Annotated in this window: 17 protein-coding genes; 11 read left to right on the top strand and 6 right to left on the bottom strand. The window is 58.4% G+C overall.

Features of this window, described 5'->3' with window-relative positions:
* Window positions 1-96 precede the first annotated feature (96 nt).
* Both ACR0DX_RS09155 and ACR0DX_RS09150 read right to left on the bottom strand, forming a co-directional pair.
* Entirely contained in the window at window positions 97-3,249 is a 3,153-nt protein-coding gene (locus tag ACR0DX_RS09155; RefSeq protein ID WP_480845895.1) for a valine--tRNA ligase, read from the bottom strand.
* Between the two features lie 78 nt (window positions 3,250-3,327).
* Window positions 3,328-4,059, bottom strand: coding sequence for a dienelactone hydrolase family protein (locus tag ACR0DX_RS09150; protein ID WP_170354984.1), 732 nt, complete (start codon window positions 4,057-4,059; stop codon window positions 3,328-3,330).
* 116 nt (window positions 4,060-4,175) lie between these two features.
* Here ACR0DX_RS09150 and ACR0DX_RS09145 point away from each other — a divergent pair, with 116 nt between their 5' ends.
* The 4 genes from ACR0DX_RS09145 to ACR0DX_RS09130 all read left to right on the top strand — a co-directional run bounded on the left by ACR0DX_RS09145 (window position 4,176) and on the right by ACR0DX_RS09130 (window position 8,324).
* Entirely contained in the window at window positions 4,176-6,467 is a 2,292-nt protein-coding gene (locus ACR0DX_RS09145; protein ID WP_480845892.1) for a xanthine dehydrogenase family protein molybdopterin-binding subunit, read from the top strand.
* The gene (locus ACR0DX_RS09140) at window positions 6,445-7,521 is read left to right on the top strand and encodes a DUF2235 domain-containing protein (RefSeq protein ID WP_170354986.1); all 1,077 of its coding nucleotides are present in this window, start codon (window positions 6,445-6,447) and stop codon (window positions 7,519-7,521) included. The genes ACR0DX_RS09145 and ACR0DX_RS09140 overlap by 23 nt, the downstream gene beginning before the upstream one ends.
* 268 nt (window positions 7,522-7,789) lie before the next feature.
* Window positions 7,790-8,023 carry a hypothetical protein gene (locus ACR0DX_RS09135; RefSeq protein ID WP_480845890.1) on the top strand — a complete coding sequence of 78 codons (234 nt, stop codon included), beginning with the start codon at window positions 7,790-7,792 and terminating at the stop codon, window positions 8,021-8,023.
* A complete protein-coding gene (locus tag ACR0DX_RS09130; protein ID WP_480845888.1) occupies window positions 8,007-8,324 on the top strand; it encodes a GNAT family N-acetyltransferase in 318 nt (105 codons plus the stop codon). The genes ACR0DX_RS09135 and ACR0DX_RS09130 overlap by 17 nt, the downstream gene beginning before the upstream one ends.
* A 242-nt stretch (window positions 8,325-8,566) precedes the next feature.
* Here ACR0DX_RS09130 and ACR0DX_RS09125 read toward each other — a convergent pair whose 3' ends face one another.
* Window positions 8,567-9,145: a GcrA family cell cycle regulator gene (locus tag ACR0DX_RS09125; RefSeq protein WP_480845886.1), complete on the bottom strand. Its 579-nt coding sequence runs from the start codon at window positions 9,143-9,145 to the stop codon at window positions 8,567-8,569.
* Between the two features lie 126 nt (window positions 9,146-9,271).
* Here ACR0DX_RS09125 and ACR0DX_RS09120 point away from each other — a divergent pair, with 126 nt between their 5' ends.
* Entirely contained in the window at window positions 9,272-10,075 is an 804-nt protein-coding gene (locus ACR0DX_RS09120; RefSeq protein WP_170354988.1) for an ABC transporter permease, read from the top strand.
* Between the two features lie 100 nt (window positions 10,076-10,175).
* A complete protein-coding gene (locus ACR0DX_RS09115) occupies window positions 10,176-11,402 on the top strand; it encodes a Hint domain-containing protein (RefSeq protein ID WP_480845883.1) in 1,227 nt (408 codons plus the stop codon).
* Here the strand turns inward: ACR0DX_RS09115 and ACR0DX_RS09110 are convergent.
* A complete protein-coding gene (locus tag ACR0DX_RS09110) occupies window positions 11,374-12,282 on the bottom strand; it encodes a DMT family transporter (protein ID WP_170355070.1) in 909 nt (302 codons plus the stop codon). The genes ACR0DX_RS09115 and ACR0DX_RS09110 overlap by 29 nt on opposite strands.
* A 288-nt stretch (window positions 12,283-12,570) precedes the next feature.
* Between ACR0DX_RS09110 and ACR0DX_RS09105 the strand changes: the two genes are divergently transcribed.
* A complete protein-coding gene (locus tag ACR0DX_RS09105; protein ID WP_170354990.1) occupies window positions 12,571-13,758 on the top strand; it encodes an aspartate aminotransferase family protein in 1,188 nt (395 codons plus the stop codon).
* Window positions 13,759-13,786: 28 nt separating this feature from the next.
* On the top strand, window positions 13,787-14,713 hold the full coding sequence (gene argF, locus ACR0DX_RS09100) for an ornithine carbamoyltransferase (protein ID WP_170354991.1): 927 nt from the start codon (window positions 13,787-13,789) through the stop codon (window positions 14,711-14,713).
* On the opposite strand, the gene ACR0DX_RS09095 is transcribed toward argF, so the two are convergent.
* Together ACR0DX_RS09095 and ACR0DX_RS09090 are read right to left on the bottom strand one after the other, a co-directional pair.
* Window positions 14,710-15,306 carry a ferric reductase-like transmembrane domain-containing protein gene (locus ACR0DX_RS09095; protein ID WP_170354992.1) on the bottom strand — a complete coding sequence of 199 codons (597 nt, stop codon included), beginning with the start codon at window positions 15,304-15,306 and terminating at the stop codon, window positions 14,710-14,712. The genes argF and ACR0DX_RS09095 overlap by 4 nt on opposite strands.
* A gap of 3 nt (window positions 15,307-15,309) precedes the next feature.
* The gene (locus ACR0DX_RS09090) at window positions 15,310-15,789 is read right to left on the bottom strand and encodes a peptidase associated/transthyretin-like domain-containing protein (RefSeq protein WP_170354993.1); all 480 of its coding nucleotides are present in this window, start codon (window positions 15,787-15,789) and stop codon (window positions 15,310-15,312) included.
* Between the two features lie 149 nt (window positions 15,790-15,938).
* On the opposite strand from ACR0DX_RS09090, the gene ACR0DX_RS09085 reads away from it, so the two are divergent.
* From ACR0DX_RS09085 to ACR0DX_RS09075, 3 genes are all read left to right on the top strand, one after another.
* A complete protein-coding gene (locus ACR0DX_RS09085; protein ID WP_480845880.1) occupies window positions 15,939-16,781 on the top strand; it encodes a phytanoyl-CoA dioxygenase family protein in 843 nt (280 codons plus the stop codon).
* Window positions 16,782-16,900: 119 nt separating this feature from the next.
* Window positions 16,901-17,863 carry a pirin family protein gene (locus tag ACR0DX_RS09080; protein ID WP_170354995.1) on the top strand — a complete coding sequence of 321 codons (963 nt, stop codon included), beginning with the start codon at window positions 16,901-16,903 and terminating at the stop codon, window positions 17,861-17,863.
* 67 nt (window positions 17,864-17,930) lie between these two features.
* Window positions 17,931-18,899 (top strand): 2-dehydropantoate 2-reductase, encoded by a 969-nt coding sequence (locus ACR0DX_RS09075; protein ID WP_170354996.1) that lies wholly within the window; start codon window positions 17,931-17,933, stop codon window positions 18,897-18,899.
* The last annotated feature ends 7 nt before the right edge of the window (window positions 18,900-18,906 follow it).

The raw sequence follows: 18,906 nt of genomic DNA, 5'->3' as shown, positions 1-18,906 counted from the left end.
AGCTAACAAGCCTTTGAACCACGCGGCAAGCCCTTTGATGGCAAAAGAAAACCCCGCCAAAGGGGCGGGGTCTGCTTTAGCGCATATGCCTGAAGATCAGGCGATCTCGGCCAGACGGGCCAGCGCCTCGTTTAGTTTGGCCTCTTCTTCCTCGCGGGCGGCTAGGTTGGCTTTGGCTTCCTCAACCACCTCTTCCGGGGCTGAGGCCACGAATTTGGGGTTGTTCAGACGCCCGCGCAGGCCGCCCAGTTCCTTGGCCAGCTTGTCTTTGGCTTTCTCCAACCGTTCCTTTTCAGCCCCGATGTCGATGATATCGGCCAGCGGCAGACCGAACGACGCGCCGGGGGCGGCGATTGAGATGGTGCCTTTGGGCAACTCATCTGCCTTGTTCAGGCTGTCGATGCGGGCCAGACGCTTGATCAGTGCCTCGTTGCGGTCCCATGCGGCTTGGCCATGGGCGTCGATCTCTGTCACCAGCATCGGCACATAAAGCCCCGCCGGAACCCGCATCTGCGCACGGGCCGAGCGGGTGTTTTCGATGACCGAGATCACCCAGTTCATCTCACGATCCGCATCGGCATCGACCAGTTCGGTGCCATACGTCGGCCAGTCGGCGTGGACGACCATTTTCGCGCGGTTGCCAGTCAGTCCCCAGAGTTCCTCGGTGATGAAGGGCATGATCGGGTGCAGCAGGACCATGCACTGATCCAGCACCCAGCGCATGGTGGCGCGGGTCTCGGCCTGAGCCTCGGCATCGTCGCCTTGCAGCAGAGGTTTCGACAGCTCCACATACCAGTCGCAGACCTTGCCCCAGACAAAAGCATAAAGCCCGTTCGCGGCGTCGTTGAAGCGGTAGCTTTCCAGTGCCGCGTCAACCTCGGCCCGCACGCGGGCGGTTTCGCCGATGATCCAGCGGTTCACGGCGGCTTTGGGTTTCAGGTCGGCCACGTCCAGTTGCGGGACGGCGTCGGTGAAGACCTCGTTCATCTCGGCAAAGCGGACGGCGTTCCACAGCTTGGTGCCGAAGTTGCGATAGCCGGTGATGCGGTCGCGGGATAGTTTCAGCACGCCTCCGATGGCTGCCATCGAGGCGTTGGTGAAGCGCAGCGCGTCGGCGCCGAATTCGTCCACGATCTCTAGCGGGTCGATGACGTTGCCGGTGGTCTTGGACATCTTTTTGCCCTTCTCGTCGCGGACGAGCGAGTGCAGGTAGACGGTGTGAAACGGGATTTCGTTCACCACGGCCAGTTGCATCATCATCATCCGGGCGACCCAGAAGAACAGGATATCCGCGCCGGTGATCAGAACGTCCGTAGGGAAGTAGCGTTCCAGTTCTTCGGTCTGCTCGGGCCAACCCAGTGTCCCGATGGGCCAGAGGCCGGAGGAGAACCACGTGTCGAGGACGTCGGGGTCGCGCCACACCGGATAGACCAGCTTGGTCGGGTCTTGTTCGACCGCGTAATGGGCAAGGCTTTCAGCGAACTGATGGATCGCTTCATGCTTGTCTGCGACTTCGATGACCGTCGCGTGGCTCAAAGGGCTAGGAATGTCAGCGTTATCGTCGAGGAATTTTTCAGTGACGGCCTCAAGGCTTGCGGCACATTCCATGACATTGCCACGATGCAGCATGCCGCCTTCGTTCAGCAAACGGCCCAATTCGACCAGATCAAGGTTGCCGTCGTTTTCGTCATCCTTGAAGTTCTCGGCCGACAGATCGAGCCCATACCAAACCGGAATCTGATGCCCCCACCACAGCTGACGCGAGATGCACCAGGGCTCGATGTTTTCCAGCCAGTGGTAATAGGTCTTCTCGCCCGACTCCGGGATGATCTTGACCGTACCGTTCTTGACTGCATCCAGCGCAGGGCCGACGACCTTTTCGGCATCCACAAACCATTGGTCGGTGAACATCGGCTCAATCACCACCTTCGAACGATCGCCGAAGGGCTGCATGATCGGTTTGCTCTCGACCAGCGGCACCAGCGCCGACGGGTCGTCATCCTCGCCCAGCTTCACACCCAGACGAGGGTCATCTGCGCGGGTCATCACGGCCAGGCCGTCAGCAGTGATCTCTTCGACGACTTTCGCGCGCGCTTCGAACCGGTCGAGGCCGCGCAGGTGATCGGGAATCAGGTTGATCGCGTCGATCTCGTTCTCGGTGAATTCGCGACCACGCGCGTATTCCTGTGCCTTGTCGGCCTCATCGGCATAAGGCGCGCCATCGGCCCGCATCGCGCCTTTGGTGTCCATCAGGCGGTACATCGGAATGCCGCCGCGCTTGGCGACCATGTTGTCGTTGAAGTCATGCGCGCCGGTGATCTTCACCGCGCCCGAGCCGAAATCGGGATCGGGATAGTCATCGGTGATGATCGGAATCTGGCGGCGATGCTCTTTCGGGCCAACCGGGATTTCGCAGAGTTTCCCAACGATTGGGGCGTAACGCTCATCCGACGGATGAACCGCAACCGCGCCGTCTCCTAGCATGGTTTCGGGGCGGGTCGTGGCGATCGAGATATAGTCGCGCTCTTCCTCAAGCACGACGTCCCCGTCCTCGTCCTTTTCGACATAGGTATAGGTCTCGCCCCCGGCCAGCGGGTATTTGAAGTGCCACATGTGGCCGGGCGTTTCGATATTCTCGACTTCCAAATCCGAGATCGCAGTCTCGAAATGCGGGTCCCAGTTGACCAACCGCTTGCCGCGATAGATCAGGCCCTTTTCGTACATATCGACGAAAACCTTGATGACCGCGTCGTGAAAATTCGCAGAATTTTCGTGGCCGGTACGCGGATCACGCGGTGCGCCCGCCATGGTGAAGGCGTTGCGCGACCAGTCGCAGCTGGACCCCAGCCGTTTTAGCTGTTCAATAATAGTGCCGCCATATTCGCCTTTCCATTCCCAGACCTTGTCCAGAAACGCCTCGCGTTCCAGTTCGCGGCGACCGGGTTGCTGGGTAGCAGCCAGCATCTTTTCCACCTGCATCTGGGTGGCGATACCGGCGTGGTCCTGTCCGGGCTGCCACAGCGTGTCGAAGCCGCGCATCCGGTGCCAGCGGGTCAGGATATCCTGCAGCGTGTTGTTGAACGCATGACCCACATGCAGCGCGCCCGTCACATTGGGCGGCGGGATCATGATGGTAAAGCTTTCGTCGCGCGAGCGGTTCGCGCCTGCCTTGAAGGCTCCGGCCTGTTCCCAGGCCTCGTAGATGCGGGCCTCGGCCTCGGCCGCGTTGAATGTCTTTTCCATCGCCATGGGGTGCGTCCTGCGTCATCAATCTCGGGTCAGCGATTGCAATAGCGAATGGAGGCGGGAAGGGGAAGGGTGCGTGTGCTATCCGGCCTGTGCAAAACGGGCGTGGAAGTAGTCCTGCACCCTCTGATAGGCCGGTTCGTGGAAATCCAGCGTCAGCAGAGAGTGATCCTTGCCCTCATATTCCTGCGTTTCAAGGTCGTCACCAAAGGCGTCTTGCAGAGCACACATCAGACGTTTCGGGGCCAGCTTGTCATCCGCATAACGCATCGCAAGCCCAGGGCCTTTGGCAGCCATGTCCCCGCGGGCTTGTGCGATGTCATCGGGGCTCATGTGCAGTTCATCGCCGCCAAAGATCGGCAGGGCGGGCTGACTGGCAACGCCGCCCACAACCGCATCCTCGGCCATCAGGGTCAGGGCAAAGCTTCCGGTCAGGCACATACCGATGACACCCACGCCTGCTGCGTTGTCGCGGGACTTGATTTCGGCCGCCAGCGACCGCATCCAGCCTGCGATGGGGCTTTGGCGACCTTTGAGGAACATGTTGAACTCGCGCCGGACGCAAAACAAGCGAGCCATGTTGCGGCCCATTGTGACTTTGCCATAGGTTCCGAACATATGCGGCAGGTAGACACGAAACCCCGCCCCGTTCAGGCGTTTGGCCAGATCCAGCGTTTCCGGCCCAATCCCGGGCAATTCCTGCAGGATCAGGATGGGTGGGCCTTCGCCCCCGGCATAAACGTCATGGGTTGCGGTCTTGCCGCTCGTCATCGCGGCAGAGAAAGGGAAAACGGTATCATGTGTCCAGGTCATGGGGTCTGAGGCTATCGGAATCCCGCAGAACTTAAAGTCCAAACCCCTGTCTTTTTCTGGACATCGCCCACACGCGGGCTAGGGTCGCCTTCGGAACCGCGCAGGAGGGTCGCCCCATGGAAAAATTCGGCAGAAGCCAGCCCGTCAAACGGACCGAGGATCAGAGGTTTCTGACCGGGCAGGGGCACTACATGGACGATGTCGTGCCAGATGGCGCCCTGCACGCCGTGTTTGTCCGCTCGCAGGTGGCAAACGGAGTGATCACGGCGCTTGATCTGGACGCGGCGCGCGCAGCTGATGGGGTTCGGCTGGTGATGACGCTGGAGGATCTGAAAGAGGCCGGGATTGACACCGTGATCAACGCGACGACGGTCAAGAACCGGGACGGCTCGCCCGCAGCAGCGCCTGCGCGTCACATGCTGTCGACCGACCGCGTGCGCTTTGTTGGCGAACCGATCGCGGTGGTCATTGCTGACAATCAAGCCCAGGCCCGTGACGCCGCCGAACTGGTCTTGGTCGAGATTGACGAACGCCCCGCCAAGCTGGACGTGGACGCGGGTGGAGAGACCTTGCACCCCGAAGCGCCGGATAATCGCGCCTTTGACTGGGGTCTGGGCAACGAGGCCGCGACCAAGGCCGCGTTTCAGGCTGCGGCGCATACTGTATCGCTCAATGTGGTGGATAATCGGGTCATCATTGCCTCGATCGAGCCGCGCGGCTGTCAGGCCAACTGGGTCGATGGTCGCCTGCATTTTGCCTATGGCGGACAGGGGGTTTGGGCCATGCGCGCTCAACTGGCGCAAAAGCTGCGGGTCGAGCCTGAAGACATCCGCGTCACCACTCCGGATGTGGGTGGCGGCTTTGGTATGAAGGTGATGCCCTACCCGGAATATTTCTGCACGGCCGTTGCGGCGAAGAAGCTGGGAAAACCCGTGCACTGGATTTCCGACCGGTCCGAGGCGATGCTGTCTGACCATCATGGCCGCGACCTGACCTCGCTGGCCGAACTGGCGTTTGATGCCGATCACCGGATCACGGCCTATAGCGTTCACAGCAAGATCAATCTGGGGGCCTATAACAGCCATTTCGGGCAGGCGATTCAGACAAGCCTGTTTAGCAAGGTTTTGATGGGCGTTTACAACGTCCAGACGACCTATCTGCGGGTTGAAGGGTTCTTTACCAACACCACACAGGTCGATGCCTATCGCGGTGCGGGCCGCCCCGAGGCGATTTATGTGCTGGAGCGCGTCATGGACCGCGCCGCGCGCGAATTGGGCGTGGACCCGTGGGAGCTGCGCCGCAAGAATTTCATCCGCCCCGAGGCGTTTCCCTACACTTCTGCCACGGGCGAGACCTACGATGTGGGCGACTTCAATATGATCCTGTCCCGCGCGGGCGAACAGACTGAGGGGTTTGCTGCCCGCAAAGCCGCCGATGCCGAACGCGGCCTGATCCGGGGGCAGGGGCTGTGTTACTATATCGAAAGTATTTTGGGTGATCCTTCCGAAAACGCGAAAGTGGAGTTCTGCGAGGGTGGCACCGTGAACCTCTATGTCGGCACCCAATCGAACGGGCAGGGGCATGAGACGGTTTATGCCCATTTCCTGTCAGATCAGACCGGGATTCCGGCGGACCGGATTAATGTGGTGCAGGGCGACAGCGATCAACTTCCTCATGGTGGCGGTACTGGTGGGTCTCGGTCCGTTACGGTGCAAAGCACGGCCACATTGGCGACAATCGACGTCATGATCGCCGCATTCACGCCCTATCTGGCCGATAAGATGGGTGTGGAGGAGAGCGATGTGACCTTCGATCACGAAACCTTTCGCGCGTCGGGGTCGAACCTGACGCCTACCCTGACCGAGGCCGCGGATATGGCCCGCGCCGATGGCCGTACTGATCTGCTGCAACATCACGCGCGCGCCAACCTGGATGCGCGCAGCTATCCCAATGGCGCACATGTTGCCGAAATCGTCATTGATTCGTACACCGGAGAAACCTGGGTCGACCGCTATACAGTGGTCGATGATTTTGGTAACCTTATCAACCCGATGCTGGCCGAAGGGCAAGTACATGGCGGTGTGGTCCAGGGGATCGGACAGGCGCTGACCGAGCGTGTTGTGCATGATGCGCAGGGGCAACTGCTCACGGCTTCGTTGATGGACTATGCCTTGCCGCGCGCCGCCGAGATACCCATGATTAAGTTTACCTCGGCGCCGGTTCCGTCAACTTCAAACCCGATGGGTATGAAGGGATGCGGTGAGGCAGGCACCGTGGGCGCGCTGGCCGCAGTGGCAAATGCGGTTCAGGATGCGCTCTGGGATCACGGGGTGCGACAGGCGGATATGCCTTTCACACCTCAAAGAGTATGGGAGTTGCTGACGCATGGATCTGTCGCGGCTGAGTAGAAAGGTACTGGGATGGCTCGGACGGCCTCTGCGGTCCGAACACTCAGCCGAGTCGCGCCACCGTGAACCGATCAGCCATGTGATTATCCTCGACGGGACCATGTCGACGCTGGAACCGGGATATGAGACCCACGCGGGCCAGACCTTGCGCCTGTGTTGTGAAATGGGCAGCAAGGTTTCTGTCTTTTACGAATCCGGGGTGCAGTGGGAAAGCTGGAAGTCCTCGCTGGACGTGATGATGGGGCGGGGGATCAACCGCCAGATCAGGCGTGCTTATGGCTATCTGGCATCGCGCTACAAACCCGGCGACAGGATTTACTTCATCGGCTATTCGCGCGGGGCATACGGCGTGCGCAGCCTTGCCGGGGTGATCGATTTGATCGGGTTGCTCAAGGCCGAACACGCGACCGAGCGGAACATCAAACAGGCCTATCGCCACTATGAATGCAACGCCAACGGCAAAGCGGCGGCTGAATTCCGGCAAGCCTTCTGCCACGAGGATGTGGCGATAGAAATGGTTGGTGTCTGGGACACGGTTAAAGCGCTGGGCCTGCGCCTGCCGCTGCTGTGGCGCTGGGCTGAAGAACGCCATTCCTTCCACAACCATCAGCTCGGCCCCGCCACGCGACACGGCTATCACGCCATGGCGCTGGATGAGACCCGCGAGGTGTTCGAACCGGTTTTGTGGAAATGTACCCCCGATTTCAAAGGTCATGTAGAGCAGGTCTGGTTCCGCGGTACGCACGGGGACGTCGGCGGCCAGTTGAACGGGTTCGAAGAGGCCCGTCCGCTCAGCAACATTTCCCTGATCTGGATGCTGGACAAGGCCGAGATGCACGGTCTGCCTCTACCTGACGGGTGGCGCGAGCGGTTCCCGACCGATACATCGGCGCGGTCGGTGGGCACATGGCGCGGCTGGGGCAAGATTTTCCTGTTGCGTAAGTACCGAAAAGTGGGGCGCGACCGGTCCGAGCGACTGCATGTCTCGGTCTCGCCGGATGATCTGCCGGGGTGGGTGCCGATTCCGGATTTGCCGTCACATCCGGCGCAGTGAGAGGTTGAAGGTGGGCCAGTGCCTCCAGGATTACCGGAACCTAAATGTCGGGGTTTATCCCAATCTTACTTCGCCTTGCTCGAAAGCTACTGTACTGATATCCTCACTATGCGCTTAGCACGGAAGCTGGGCAGTGGAGATTTCATGTTTACGATTGCGGGAAACCGCTAAGTCCTGAATGCAGGACGACCAAGCCAAATAGAGCCTGCACGAAAGTGTTAGGCTTTCATTTTCGCATGGCTCGTGAACGCTCAAACTAACATCACCGATGCATGAGCTTTGCGCCCGTCACATCACGCGTATTTGCTTGATTGACGGCACGAAGAAAGACGGAAAATCAATGAAAATTCGACTAACAAAGCAAAACGATATCGGTGCCTTGCAGGAGGTGCTTAACGGCACAGAGCTGTTCCCCAGTGAAATGCTCCCTGACATGGTGGATGGATTTCTATCCGACGGTCAAAGCCTCGAGATTTGGCTGACATGTGAAAAAAAACAGTAAGGCTGTTGGGTTTTGCTATGCTGTCTCCGAGGAACTTGCCGAAGGTGCATGGAACATGCTCGCCATCGCAATTCTGCCAACCGAGCAGGGTAAAGGTTTTGGCGGCGCCATCGTTAAGCATCTAGAAGTCGAACTCAAGAAGCGTGGACAACGCATTTTGATAGCCGACACTTCAGGTTCAGACGAGTTCGCAAAGACACGCGCGTTCTATCGCAAAAACGGCTACAGCGAGGAAGCTCGTATCAGGGATTTCTGGGCGGCGGGGGATGACAAAGTCGTTTTCTGGAAGTCGCTGATCTAATCCCCAGGTGTCGTTCTTGACCTGTCCTCAGACAGGTCAGTTTCACGTGTTTGCCCAACTTGGTAACGGCAGTTACGTCATGCACGTCCGACGCCTTGACTTGAAACACCCTCGCAGCTTTCTGCGAGGGTGTCTTCCTCGAAAGAGTCCGTGATTTTGCAAAAATGCCGATAAGAGGGTCTGAGAAACGGCTAAAGCCTTTCCACATCCCACAATACAGAATTGGGTTCTGTCGTTCCCAATCACCGCCGCCGGTCGCGGCGTGAACTCATGGGCTGGAACGCCACGCCCACATGCGCCTCGCAATAGGGTTTGCCGGCTTCAACCGGCAGGCCGCAGAACCAGAAATCCTCGGTCGCGGGGTCGCCGACGGGCCATTTGCAGGTTTTCTCGGTTAGTTCCATCAGCGTTAGCTTCTTGGCCTTTTTCTCGACCTCGTTGACCTTGGCCAGCGCCTCGGGGCTGATTTCGTTGGCCGAGGGCTGCGGCGGAAGCGGCTGACCGGCCGGGATGATCTGGCGGCGGGCGGGCACGGCGGGCTTCGCCTCGGCCGCCGGGACAGGCGCGGGGCGCGCGGGTTCGGTCTTTGGTGCAGGTTTCGGCTTGGCCTCGGCCTTGGGGGCTGCGGGGGCGGGTTTTTCCTTGGGCTCGGCCTTGGCGGGGGTGGCTCCGGTGGCGCGGTTCGACAGACCCAGACGGTGGACCTTGCCAATAACCGCATTGCGGGTCACACCGCCCAGTTCCTTGGCGATCTGGCTGGCCGACTGGCCCTCGCCCCACATCTTTTTAAGCAGCTCTACACGCTCGTCAGTCCAGGACATCATTTGCCTTTCAAAAGCGGAAAGCGGCCCCGGATTCGGGCCGCCTTGGGAAATCGTCTCAGCCCCCTATTTTAATCACTGCCGCCCGAGTTACAAGCGGTCTTCGAATCAGGTCAGAGGCAGAGCATGCAGATTCCCGCAGAACACACCGAACGTCGCTTTGGCAGGGTCAACTGGATGGGTCTTTACACGCTGTCCAGACGTGAGACCCTGAGGTTCATGTCCGTTTGGACCCAGACTTTACTTGCCCCGTTGGTCACTGCCGGATTGTTTTTGCTGATCTTCAATATTGCCATCGGCCCCAGTCGATCAGCAGTGATGGGGGTACCGTTTTTAACTTTTCTGGCGCCAGGGATCATGATGATGACGGTGATCCAGAACGCGTTTGCCAATACTTCCTCTTCGATGATGGTTGCTAAAGTACAGGGCAACATCGTTGACACCCTCATGCCGCCTCTGTCACCGTTGGAAATCCTTCTGGGCTATCTGGCCGGAGCCATCGTGCGCGGGGTGCTTATCGCATCGATCGTGGCCGTTGCGCTGGCTTTGGTGTTGGGAATCGTGCCGAAATATCCTCTGATCGCGCTGGTATTTGTTGTCTTCGGTGGAGCATTGATGGGTGCTTTGGGCTTATTGGCTGGGATTTTTGCCAACAAGTTCGACCAGATGGCCGCGATTACCAACTTCATCGTGACGCCTTTGGCCTTCCTGTCAGGCACGTTTTACTCGGTTCAGGCATTGCCACCAGTGCTTAATGTCCTCAGCCATGCAAACCCGATTTTCTACCTGATCGACGGATTGCGCTTTGGAATGATCGGGGTTTCTGACAGCCCAGTATGGGTAGGGGTGGTGATCTGCGGTGTGGCTACGCTCGTGATTGGCGGTTCGGCGTGGACAATGCTGCGGACAGGCTACAGATTGAAATCGTAGAAGCGGAAAATCTTTAAAGTGAGAAAATTTGGTTAAATGTTAACGGCTTGTGTGTTAGGCGGTCGTTGCAGATAACAAGGCGCGGTCTGAAAGGCTGAACATGCAGGAATTGATTGTTGGGGGCGACTTTGAAAGCCCCGGTATTTCGAATGCCAGCAATTTCCAGATTTTCGGATCCTATGGGTCATGGACAGGCACGGAAATTGAGATTGGCCGCGAAAACCTGTTTCTAAACACAGGCGATACGACGAACTTGGTTCTGGAACTGGATGGGAACCGAAACGAAACCTCTGTCGCGGAACAAACCTTTACAGTCACTGGTGACAACAAATCCGCAACACTGAGCTTTGATATCGCAGCTCGTCAAACCGGCAGCGGTGGCCCTTTTGATGATCCTGTGTTGGTCGAAGTTCTCGATTCCAATAACAACGTCATTTTTACGCAGACCGTGACGCCGACTTCTGACGGGTCATTCACGCGGGTAGAGTTCAATTTCGATTTTGGCGCCGAAGGCGACTATACTTTGCGATTTACCGAAGGGGGGGATGACAACAGCCTTGGCAGCATCCTCGATAATATTTCGCTTATGGTCTGTTTTGCCGCCGGCACGCGGATCAAAACACCGCGCGGTGATGTAAACGTCGAAGACTTGCGGGTCGGTGATCTTGTTTCGACGTTGGAAGGTGAAGCAAAACCGATCCGGTGGATTGGCTCTAGAACCCTGGACCGGTTTGATCTTTTGGCCAATCCGAACATGCGTCCGGTTCTGATCCGCCAGGGCGCTCTGGGGCAGGGGATGCCCAATCATGATCTGAAAGTGTCACCACAGCACCGGTTGATGCTGCGATCCAAGGTGGCTCAACGGGTTTTGGGCGACGCGGAGGCGCTGGTTCCTGCCAAAAAGCTAACTCACCTGCCCGATATCGACGTTCAGGCGGACTGCACTGAAGTCCAATACTTTCATTTTGTCCTGGAAGAGCATTCGATCGTCATTGCTGAACACGCCTACACCGAGTCGCTGTACACCGGAAGCGAAGCGCTAAAGATGCTGGGTCCTGACGCTTTGGAAGAGCTGGCATTCCTTTTCCCGGATCTGGCCGTTGGAAAAGATGGTGCGATTACTGTCGCTCAAGTCCTGAAAATTGTTGAGGTATTGACTGATCAATACCGCGAAGTTGCTCTTTCAGACGTAAGAAACAATTTCCCGGATGCACAGATTGGCCAGTTTGTTGTCAATGCAATTGACCCGGTCCACCCACCTAAGGTCGCGCATTGGCTCTGCCCGCGCGCCACGGATATCAGCGGTTTAGATCTTTCCTTGAGGTGATCGGGGGGGTGGTACGCGCCTCGCGCCAGACCAGCACCAGTCCACCGGACAGGATGATGGCAGAGCCGGTCAGGCTGATATAATCCGGCACTACCCGAAACACGGTAAAATCGTAAAGCGCAGCGAACACCAAGGTGGTATAGCTGATCGGCGCCACAAACGACGCATCGGCGCGTGCCATGCCATTGACGAAGCACGCTTGCGCGCAGGCCATCAACACGCCGATTCCCGCCAATGCTGCCCATTGTTCTGATGTAGGCGTTCGGAAAACGAAACTGACTGCGACTGAGGCGATCGTTAGTCCCATCGCGTTGTTGATCAGCAGGATCTGCAATGGCACCTCGCGACCCGCAAGTTTTTTAATGAAAATTAGTTCCATCCCGATTGATGCAGCAGCTGCCAGCGCCAACAAGGCCGCAGGTTGAAAGCTGTCGGGCGTAGGGCGCAGCAGAACGAGAGCCCCGGCCAGAGCGACGGCGGCGGCGAGCCAGCGCCACGGGCCAATGCTCTCTTTTAGGAGTGGTATGGCCAGGATCATCGCAAAAACCGGGTTCAGGAACGAGATCGCCGTGGCATCCGAGATTGGTATATACGCAACGGAAGCAAACATCAGCGTGATGCCGACCCACCCAAAGCTGGTGCGCCCGATATGTAGACCCCAATGTGGACGACTGAGGCGCGGACGCAAAACGCCAACTGTGCAGGCGATCACCAGAAATGCGAACAGAAAGCGGCCGTGGCTGATCTGCATCGGGTGCAGGGGCGGGCCAAGCTCGTCGGTTCCAAGGGCTTTGGCCAGGAGGGTTGTTCCTGCCAACAGCGCACTGGCGGCAAGGATCAGAAGTGCCGCAAGGGGCGGGTTGTGGCGCGCAGGTGTCATGCTCAAGCGGTGGGGCACTCTTGGTCAAATGACAAGTGTCAATTTCACACAACAATCGCATTTTGAGCCGTGCGCAATTTTGGGGTTCCCTGACCGCGCGCGCGCCGTTATACGACGGGCATGATCAAAAACGCGCATATTCTGCTACTCCGACGCCGACGCATCGCTGCGTAACCGGCCAGTTTGATCTATTGCGCTGTAAATCCGCGCAAACCTCACCAAATCAGTTGACGACAAGGGCCTTCGTGTATCACTCACGGGGCTTAACATATCGAAAAGGATGATCCGATGATCCCGTCCGTTCTGCCGACCTATAACCGCGCGCCCCTGACCTTTGTGAAGGGTGAAGGCGCTTGGCTGACCGAGGCGGATGGCCGACGTTTTCTGGACTTAGGCGCCGGGATCGCGGTGAACGCGCTGGGGCACGCGCATCCGGCACTGGTCAACGCGCTGACGGAACAGGCGCACGCGCTGTGGCATGTTTCGAACCTTTATCACATCCCGCAACAGCAAGCGCTGGCCGACAAGCTGGTTGAACATACCTTTGCCGATACGGTGTTCTTCACCAATTCCGGGACGGAATCGTGCGAGTTGGCCGTAAAAATGGCGCGCAAGCATTTCTACGACAAAGGCCAGCCCGAGCGGGTCGAGATCATCACCTTTGACGGCTCGTTCCACGGTCGGTCTTCGGCCGGGATCGCAGCGGCCGGGTCCGAGAAGATGACCAAGGGCTTTGGCCCTCTGCTGCCCGGTTTCGTACATGTCACGTTCGGCGATCTCGACGGTGTGACCAACGCAATCACCGCCCAAACTGCTGCGATCATGATCGAGCCGGTGCAGGGTGAGGGCGGTATTCGCCCCGTGCCAGATGCAGAACTAAAAGCCCTGCGCCAGATTTGCAACGACAACGGCCTGTTGCTGATCTTTGACGAAGTGCAATGCGGTGTTGGCCGCACCGGCAAGCTGTTCGCCCATGAATGGGCAGGTGTGACGCCGGATGTCATGATGGTCGCCAAAGGCATTGGCGGAGGCTTCCCCTTGGGTGCCGTTCTGGCTACCGAGGATGCGGCCAATGGCATGACTGCGGGCACGCATGGGTCGACCTATGGCGGCAACCCACTGGGCTGCGCCGTGGGGTGCGCGGTGATTGACCAAGTATCGACGCCTGCATTTCTTGAGGGTGTGAACCGCAAGGCGGGCCTGCTGCGGCAAAAGCTGGAAGGTCTGATCGCCGATCATCCTGATGTATTCGAAGAGGTGCGTGGCGCCGGCCTGATGTTGGGTCTGAAGTGTAAGCCCACCAATATCGACGTGGTGAACGCAGGTTATGACAACGAAGTTATCACCGTGCCTGCCGCCGACAACGTGATCCGCCTGTTGCCACCGCTGACCCTGACCGAGGACGACATCGCGCAGGCCGTGATCCGTCTGGAAAAAGCGGCCGCGCAGGTTGCTGCAAACATGGCCTCGGCCTGAGAGATACTTGAATAAAAAGTGACATGATATGAACCACTTCCTTGATATCCACAAAACCGACGCCGCCGCGCTGCGTGGCATGATTGATCAGGCCAGCGCAATGAAACAGGCGCGCCTTGGGCAGCCCAAAGCGGCGCTGGATGATGAACAACCGCTCAAAGACCGTATGGTCGCGCTGATCTTTGAAAAACCCTCGACCCGAACACGTGTGTCTTTTGATGTGGGCGTGCGCCAGATGGGCGGGCAGACAATGGTGCTGTCCGGAAAGGATATGCAGCTGGGCCATGGCGAAACGATCGCCGACACCGCCCGCGTGCTGTCGCGCTATGTGGACATGATCATGATCCGTACATTTGACGAGACGATCCTGACCGAAATGGCCGAATATTCGGACGTGCCCGTTATCAACGGCCTGACCGATCGTACCCACCCCTGCCAGATCATGGCCGACGTCCTGACGTTTGAGGAACACCGTGGCCCCATCGCGGGTAAAAAAGTGGTCTGGACCGGCGACGGCAATAACGTCTGCGCATCGTTCCTGCACGCGGCGGGTCAATTCGGCTTCAACCTGACCTTCACTGGCCCTGCGCAGTTCGATCCCGAGGAAGAATTTATGGGATTTGCCCGTCAGAAGGGGGCGCGGATCGTTGTGGAACGTGATCCGTTCAAAGCGGTTGAGGGGGCCGATCTGGTGGTCGCTGACACTTGGGTCTCGATGCATGACAGCCAATCTGCCAAAGAGCGTCGCCACAATCTGCTACGCCCCTATCAAGTCAATCCCGAACTGATGTCCCATGCCAAGGCCGATGCACTTTTCATGCACTGCCTGCCTGCCCATCGTGAGGAAGAAGCCACGTCCGAGGTCATGGACGGTCCGAATTCGGTGATTTTCGACGAGGCCGAGAATCGCCTGCACGCGCAAAAGGCAGTCATGCGCTGGTGTCTGGGCGTTTAACGTCTGGAAACATCCCAGACGCGTAATCTGACGAGCGTTCGCGCGCTCGTCAGTAAGATCAAAACGCAGAGTATGATCTTGCTCATGATCTCCATCGTGCCTTCGATCAGTAGCGCGTGGATGATGCTGCCTGCGATAGTTACTGATGCCAGCGTGGTGTGTGTCAATCGCCAGACTCGAAATCGAAGGGCTGTGCGCTGACGCAATATCCCCAACGCAGCGGCCGCGAACGCCGTCCACATCGCGATCACGCCCCAAGCCGAGAATGGCGTAGGCGACGTGAAGGTGAGGGCATCGACGACGTCCGGCGGGCTGGTGATCCATAATCCTCCGACGTGGATCACAATCGCGCCCACCAATGCCAACCCAACCCAGCGATGCAGATGGCGGCCGAAAACAGGCGTAAGACCGGGCAAGTCTTTTGCGGCCAATAGTGGCTGCAACAATAAAAGGCTCAGGCAGGCGACACCCGCAAAACCCGCCGCGATATAGACCGGATCCCGCCACGCGAGGTATGGGCTGAACCCAGCGGCAATGACCGGGATCAAAACGACGGCGATCAGAACCGCCCAAATCGCCGTGATCTGACGCATGTATCAGGCAGGTTGAAGTACGAAATGTGCGGCAAGTGTTTTGTCCCTCGCACTGGACATCACCGGGCGCAGGAACACCGTTTTGAATTCGCCGCTGTCATAGGCAAGATGGCCATGCGGTTGGCCAAATGCAGGCACAATCTGCGGCATCTCCAGCCGAAACTCTCCGTTAGCATCTGTCAACGTGGCCCCGTGGCTTTGAGGGTCGCGTTCATGGCCTTCGGTTGTGTGGGCCCAGATCTGGATGCGCTGACCGGGCAGGGGCGCGCCATTGCCGGCGCGGCGTACAGTTCCGGTCATCCAGAACCCGCCGCCTCCGATCCGTTCAACGATCGGCGCGCCCGCGCGATAGTTGTTGGACCCGCCCCTCATGGAGGGTGTTGCCGCCAAGCCCTTTGCCCGAGCAGGCACAAACAGACCCGAGGCCAACACGGCCCCTCCGCCCGCGATCAGAGAGCGACGGTTGAGTGATGAACGGGTCATGGAGACCTCCTGAAGCCAGCAACCATGTAATAGATAGCACGCTTGCCATCCATTCCGAGGGCTGTTTGCGAATTGTGAATTCCTTTGACGGATGGCCAGTCGGCTGCAATCCTGACCTACAGGACGTTGTTGCCCATGAGGCCCGCCACATGACCCAAACAGATCGCATCACCTCAGACGAAATTGCCGCTTTTCAGCGCGATGGGGCAGTTGTTCTTAGATCCAAGTTCTCGACCAATTGGCTTGATCTTTTGCGCGCCGGGATCGATGCCGATCTGGCCAACCCGACCGACAATTTTGCCCGTCATACCAAAGACCTGCGTGCGCCCGCGTATTTCGAGGATTACTGGGCTTGGAACAAGATTCCTCAATTCCGGGATTTCGTCCATAACTCGCCCTGTGCGTCGCTTGCTGCACAGCTTTTGGACGCCGAAGCGATCAATCTGGTCATGGACAACTGGTTCCTGCGAGAGGCGGGATCCACCTCGCGCCCACCGTTTCATCAGGATTTGTCCTATTTCGATTTCGAAGGGACAATGTGCGTTTTGTGGCTGCCGCTTGAACCCGTCACCAAGGAAAACGGTATTGCCTTCGTCAAAGGCTCGCATTTATGGGACAAACTGTTCATGCGCGTTCGTTTTGCTGACGGCCACCCAAGTTATGAACCGACCGAAGTTGCCGGACGTACATATCATCCACCGCCCGACGTAAACGCGGACCCAGATGCTTTTGAACTGTTGCAATGGGATATGGCGCTTGGGGATTGTATCTTTTTTGACATGCGAACTCTGCATGGTGGGCTGTCCTCGGTCACACCAACCCAGACGGTTCGGCGGTTTACTTTGCGAATGACGGCACCGGACGGGGTGATCCGGTATCGTGGGGACTGGGCCAAAGGCGAACGCGCAAAGTTCGAGGCTGCAGGATATCGCGAGGGTGATCGCATCGCGGGGCCGTTTTTTCCGCAGTTGTGGCCTCGTCAGGCTAGCTGATCTCATCAACTGGGGTGGGGGCCGGCGCACTGGTGGTGTGCGTATATGATGATATTATTGCCAATCAATGTGCCGTACATTGCAAAAATGCACTAAACTCAGATCGCAGGAGCATAGCAATGAGTTGGAACCCGACCCACAGCCCCGAATGCATGTCCGAAAACACCTCTCTTGAGACGTTGATCATTCCTCGCGCGCGTGATCTGGGCGGGTTCGAGGTGCGCCGGGCTTTGCCCTCGGTTCAGCGGCAGCTTGTGGGGCCGTTCATTTTCTTCGATCAGATGGGCCCGGCTGAATTCATAACCGATGGCGGCATCGATGTGCGCCCGCACCCTCATATCGGGTTGGGCACTGTGACCTATCTGTATCAGGGAGAATTTGAACATCGCGACAGTCTGGGCACCCATCAGATGATCTATCCCGGTGAGGTCAACTGGATGGTGGCCGGGCGCGGCGTGACCCATTCCGAGCGGACAAGCGACCAGACTCGCGGTACACGTCACAGCCTGTTCGGCATCCAGACCTGGATCGCCTTGCCTGAACAACACGAGGATATGGCGCCGGATTTTGAACATCACAAGCAAGGCGCGCTGCCCCATATCCAGGATCACGGCGTGTCCGCCCGCTTGATTCTGGGTTCGGCCTATGGAGAGACCAGCCCTGTGACGATGCTGTCCGAAACGTTTTATCTGGATGTGCAGCTAGATCCGGGCGTGTCCTTTCCCTTGCCAGATGATCATGAGGACCGAGGGGTCTATGTCACCCAAGGCGCGGTCGAGATCGCAGGCGATACATTTGATGCGGGCCGCATGATGGTGTTCCGCCCCGGCGACCGGTTGTCTGTGAAGGCCGGCCCGACAGGGGCGCGCCTGATGCTGCTGGGGGGCGCAACGCTGAACGAGGATCGTTACATCTGGTGGAACTTCGTGTCGTCCTCGAAAGAAAAGATCGAGGTCGCGACACGGGAATGGAAAACGGCAGATTGGGCGAACGGGGCGTTCCACCTGCCGCCCGGCGATGATCAAGAGTACATTCCGATCTCGGCCGAGCTGGAACGCACCCGCCCAAGGCTTGCGCGCTGACGAGGCGTCAGGGGGCCTTGTCCACGACTTCGATCCTGGCGATCTTTACCGAAAGGGGAGGGTCGCCATGAAAATCGTGATCGCTGGCGCGGGCAGTATCGGGTGTTATTGCGGGGCTTTGCTGTCTCAGGGCGGCCACGATGTCACACTGCTTGGACGTGCGCGCATCTTTGCTCCGATCAAGGACCGAGGTCTGACGGTCACCGACTTCTCGGGTCTGCAGCAACATGTCTCGGACCTGACTCTCTCCGAGGTTCCGGACTGTCTTGCAGATGCCGAAGCCGTCATCGTGACTGTCAAAACCCCGGCGACGGCCGAGATGGCTGAATTGATCGCGCGATACGCACCTTCGTCAGCGCCAATATTGTCGTGGCAGAATGGGGTGGAAAACACCCGGACTTTGCGCGCGGCCCTGCCGGGGCGGGACGTGCGGGCCGGGATGGTTCCGTTCAATGTGGTCCCGACCGACCCCGGCAGTTTCCATCGGGCGACTTCGGGAGAGATTGTGATCGAGAGCGGTGCTGGCGCGCTGGGGCAAAAGCTGAGCAATCCGAACCTGCCAGTTGTTGAAAGCGATCAGATCGAGGCGGTGCAATGGGGCAAGTTGCTGATCAACCTCAATAATGCGCTGAATGCCTTGTCGGGACTGACGTTGAAGGACCAGCTTTTGGATCGGGAATGGCGTAAGCTGATGGCCGATCAGATGGCCGAAGCCCATGCGGTTCTGAAATCAGCAGGTCTTTCCGTGGCCTCGACCACACCGCTTCCGGCTTGGATGACGCCTTTCATCCTGCGCCTGCCGACCCTGCTGTTTAGTCGAATAGCCGCCCGGATGTTGACGATTGATCCTTCGGCGCGCACATCCATGGCCTATGATCTGATGGACGGTAGGCCAACCGAGATTGACAGCCTGCAAGGCGAGATCATTCGCCTCGCAGCTGTCCAGGGCCGGGCTGCGCCGATTTGCCAGAAGGTTCGCGACCTTATCGAAGGTCGACCCACCACTTCGATGACCCCGCGGCAAATCAGGGGGTGAGCATTGT

Source organism: Ruegeria sp. D3, from assembly GCF_056534465.1.
Note: the sequence above shows the minus strand (reverse complement) of the source record. Positions and strands in the feature narration are given on the sequence as shown.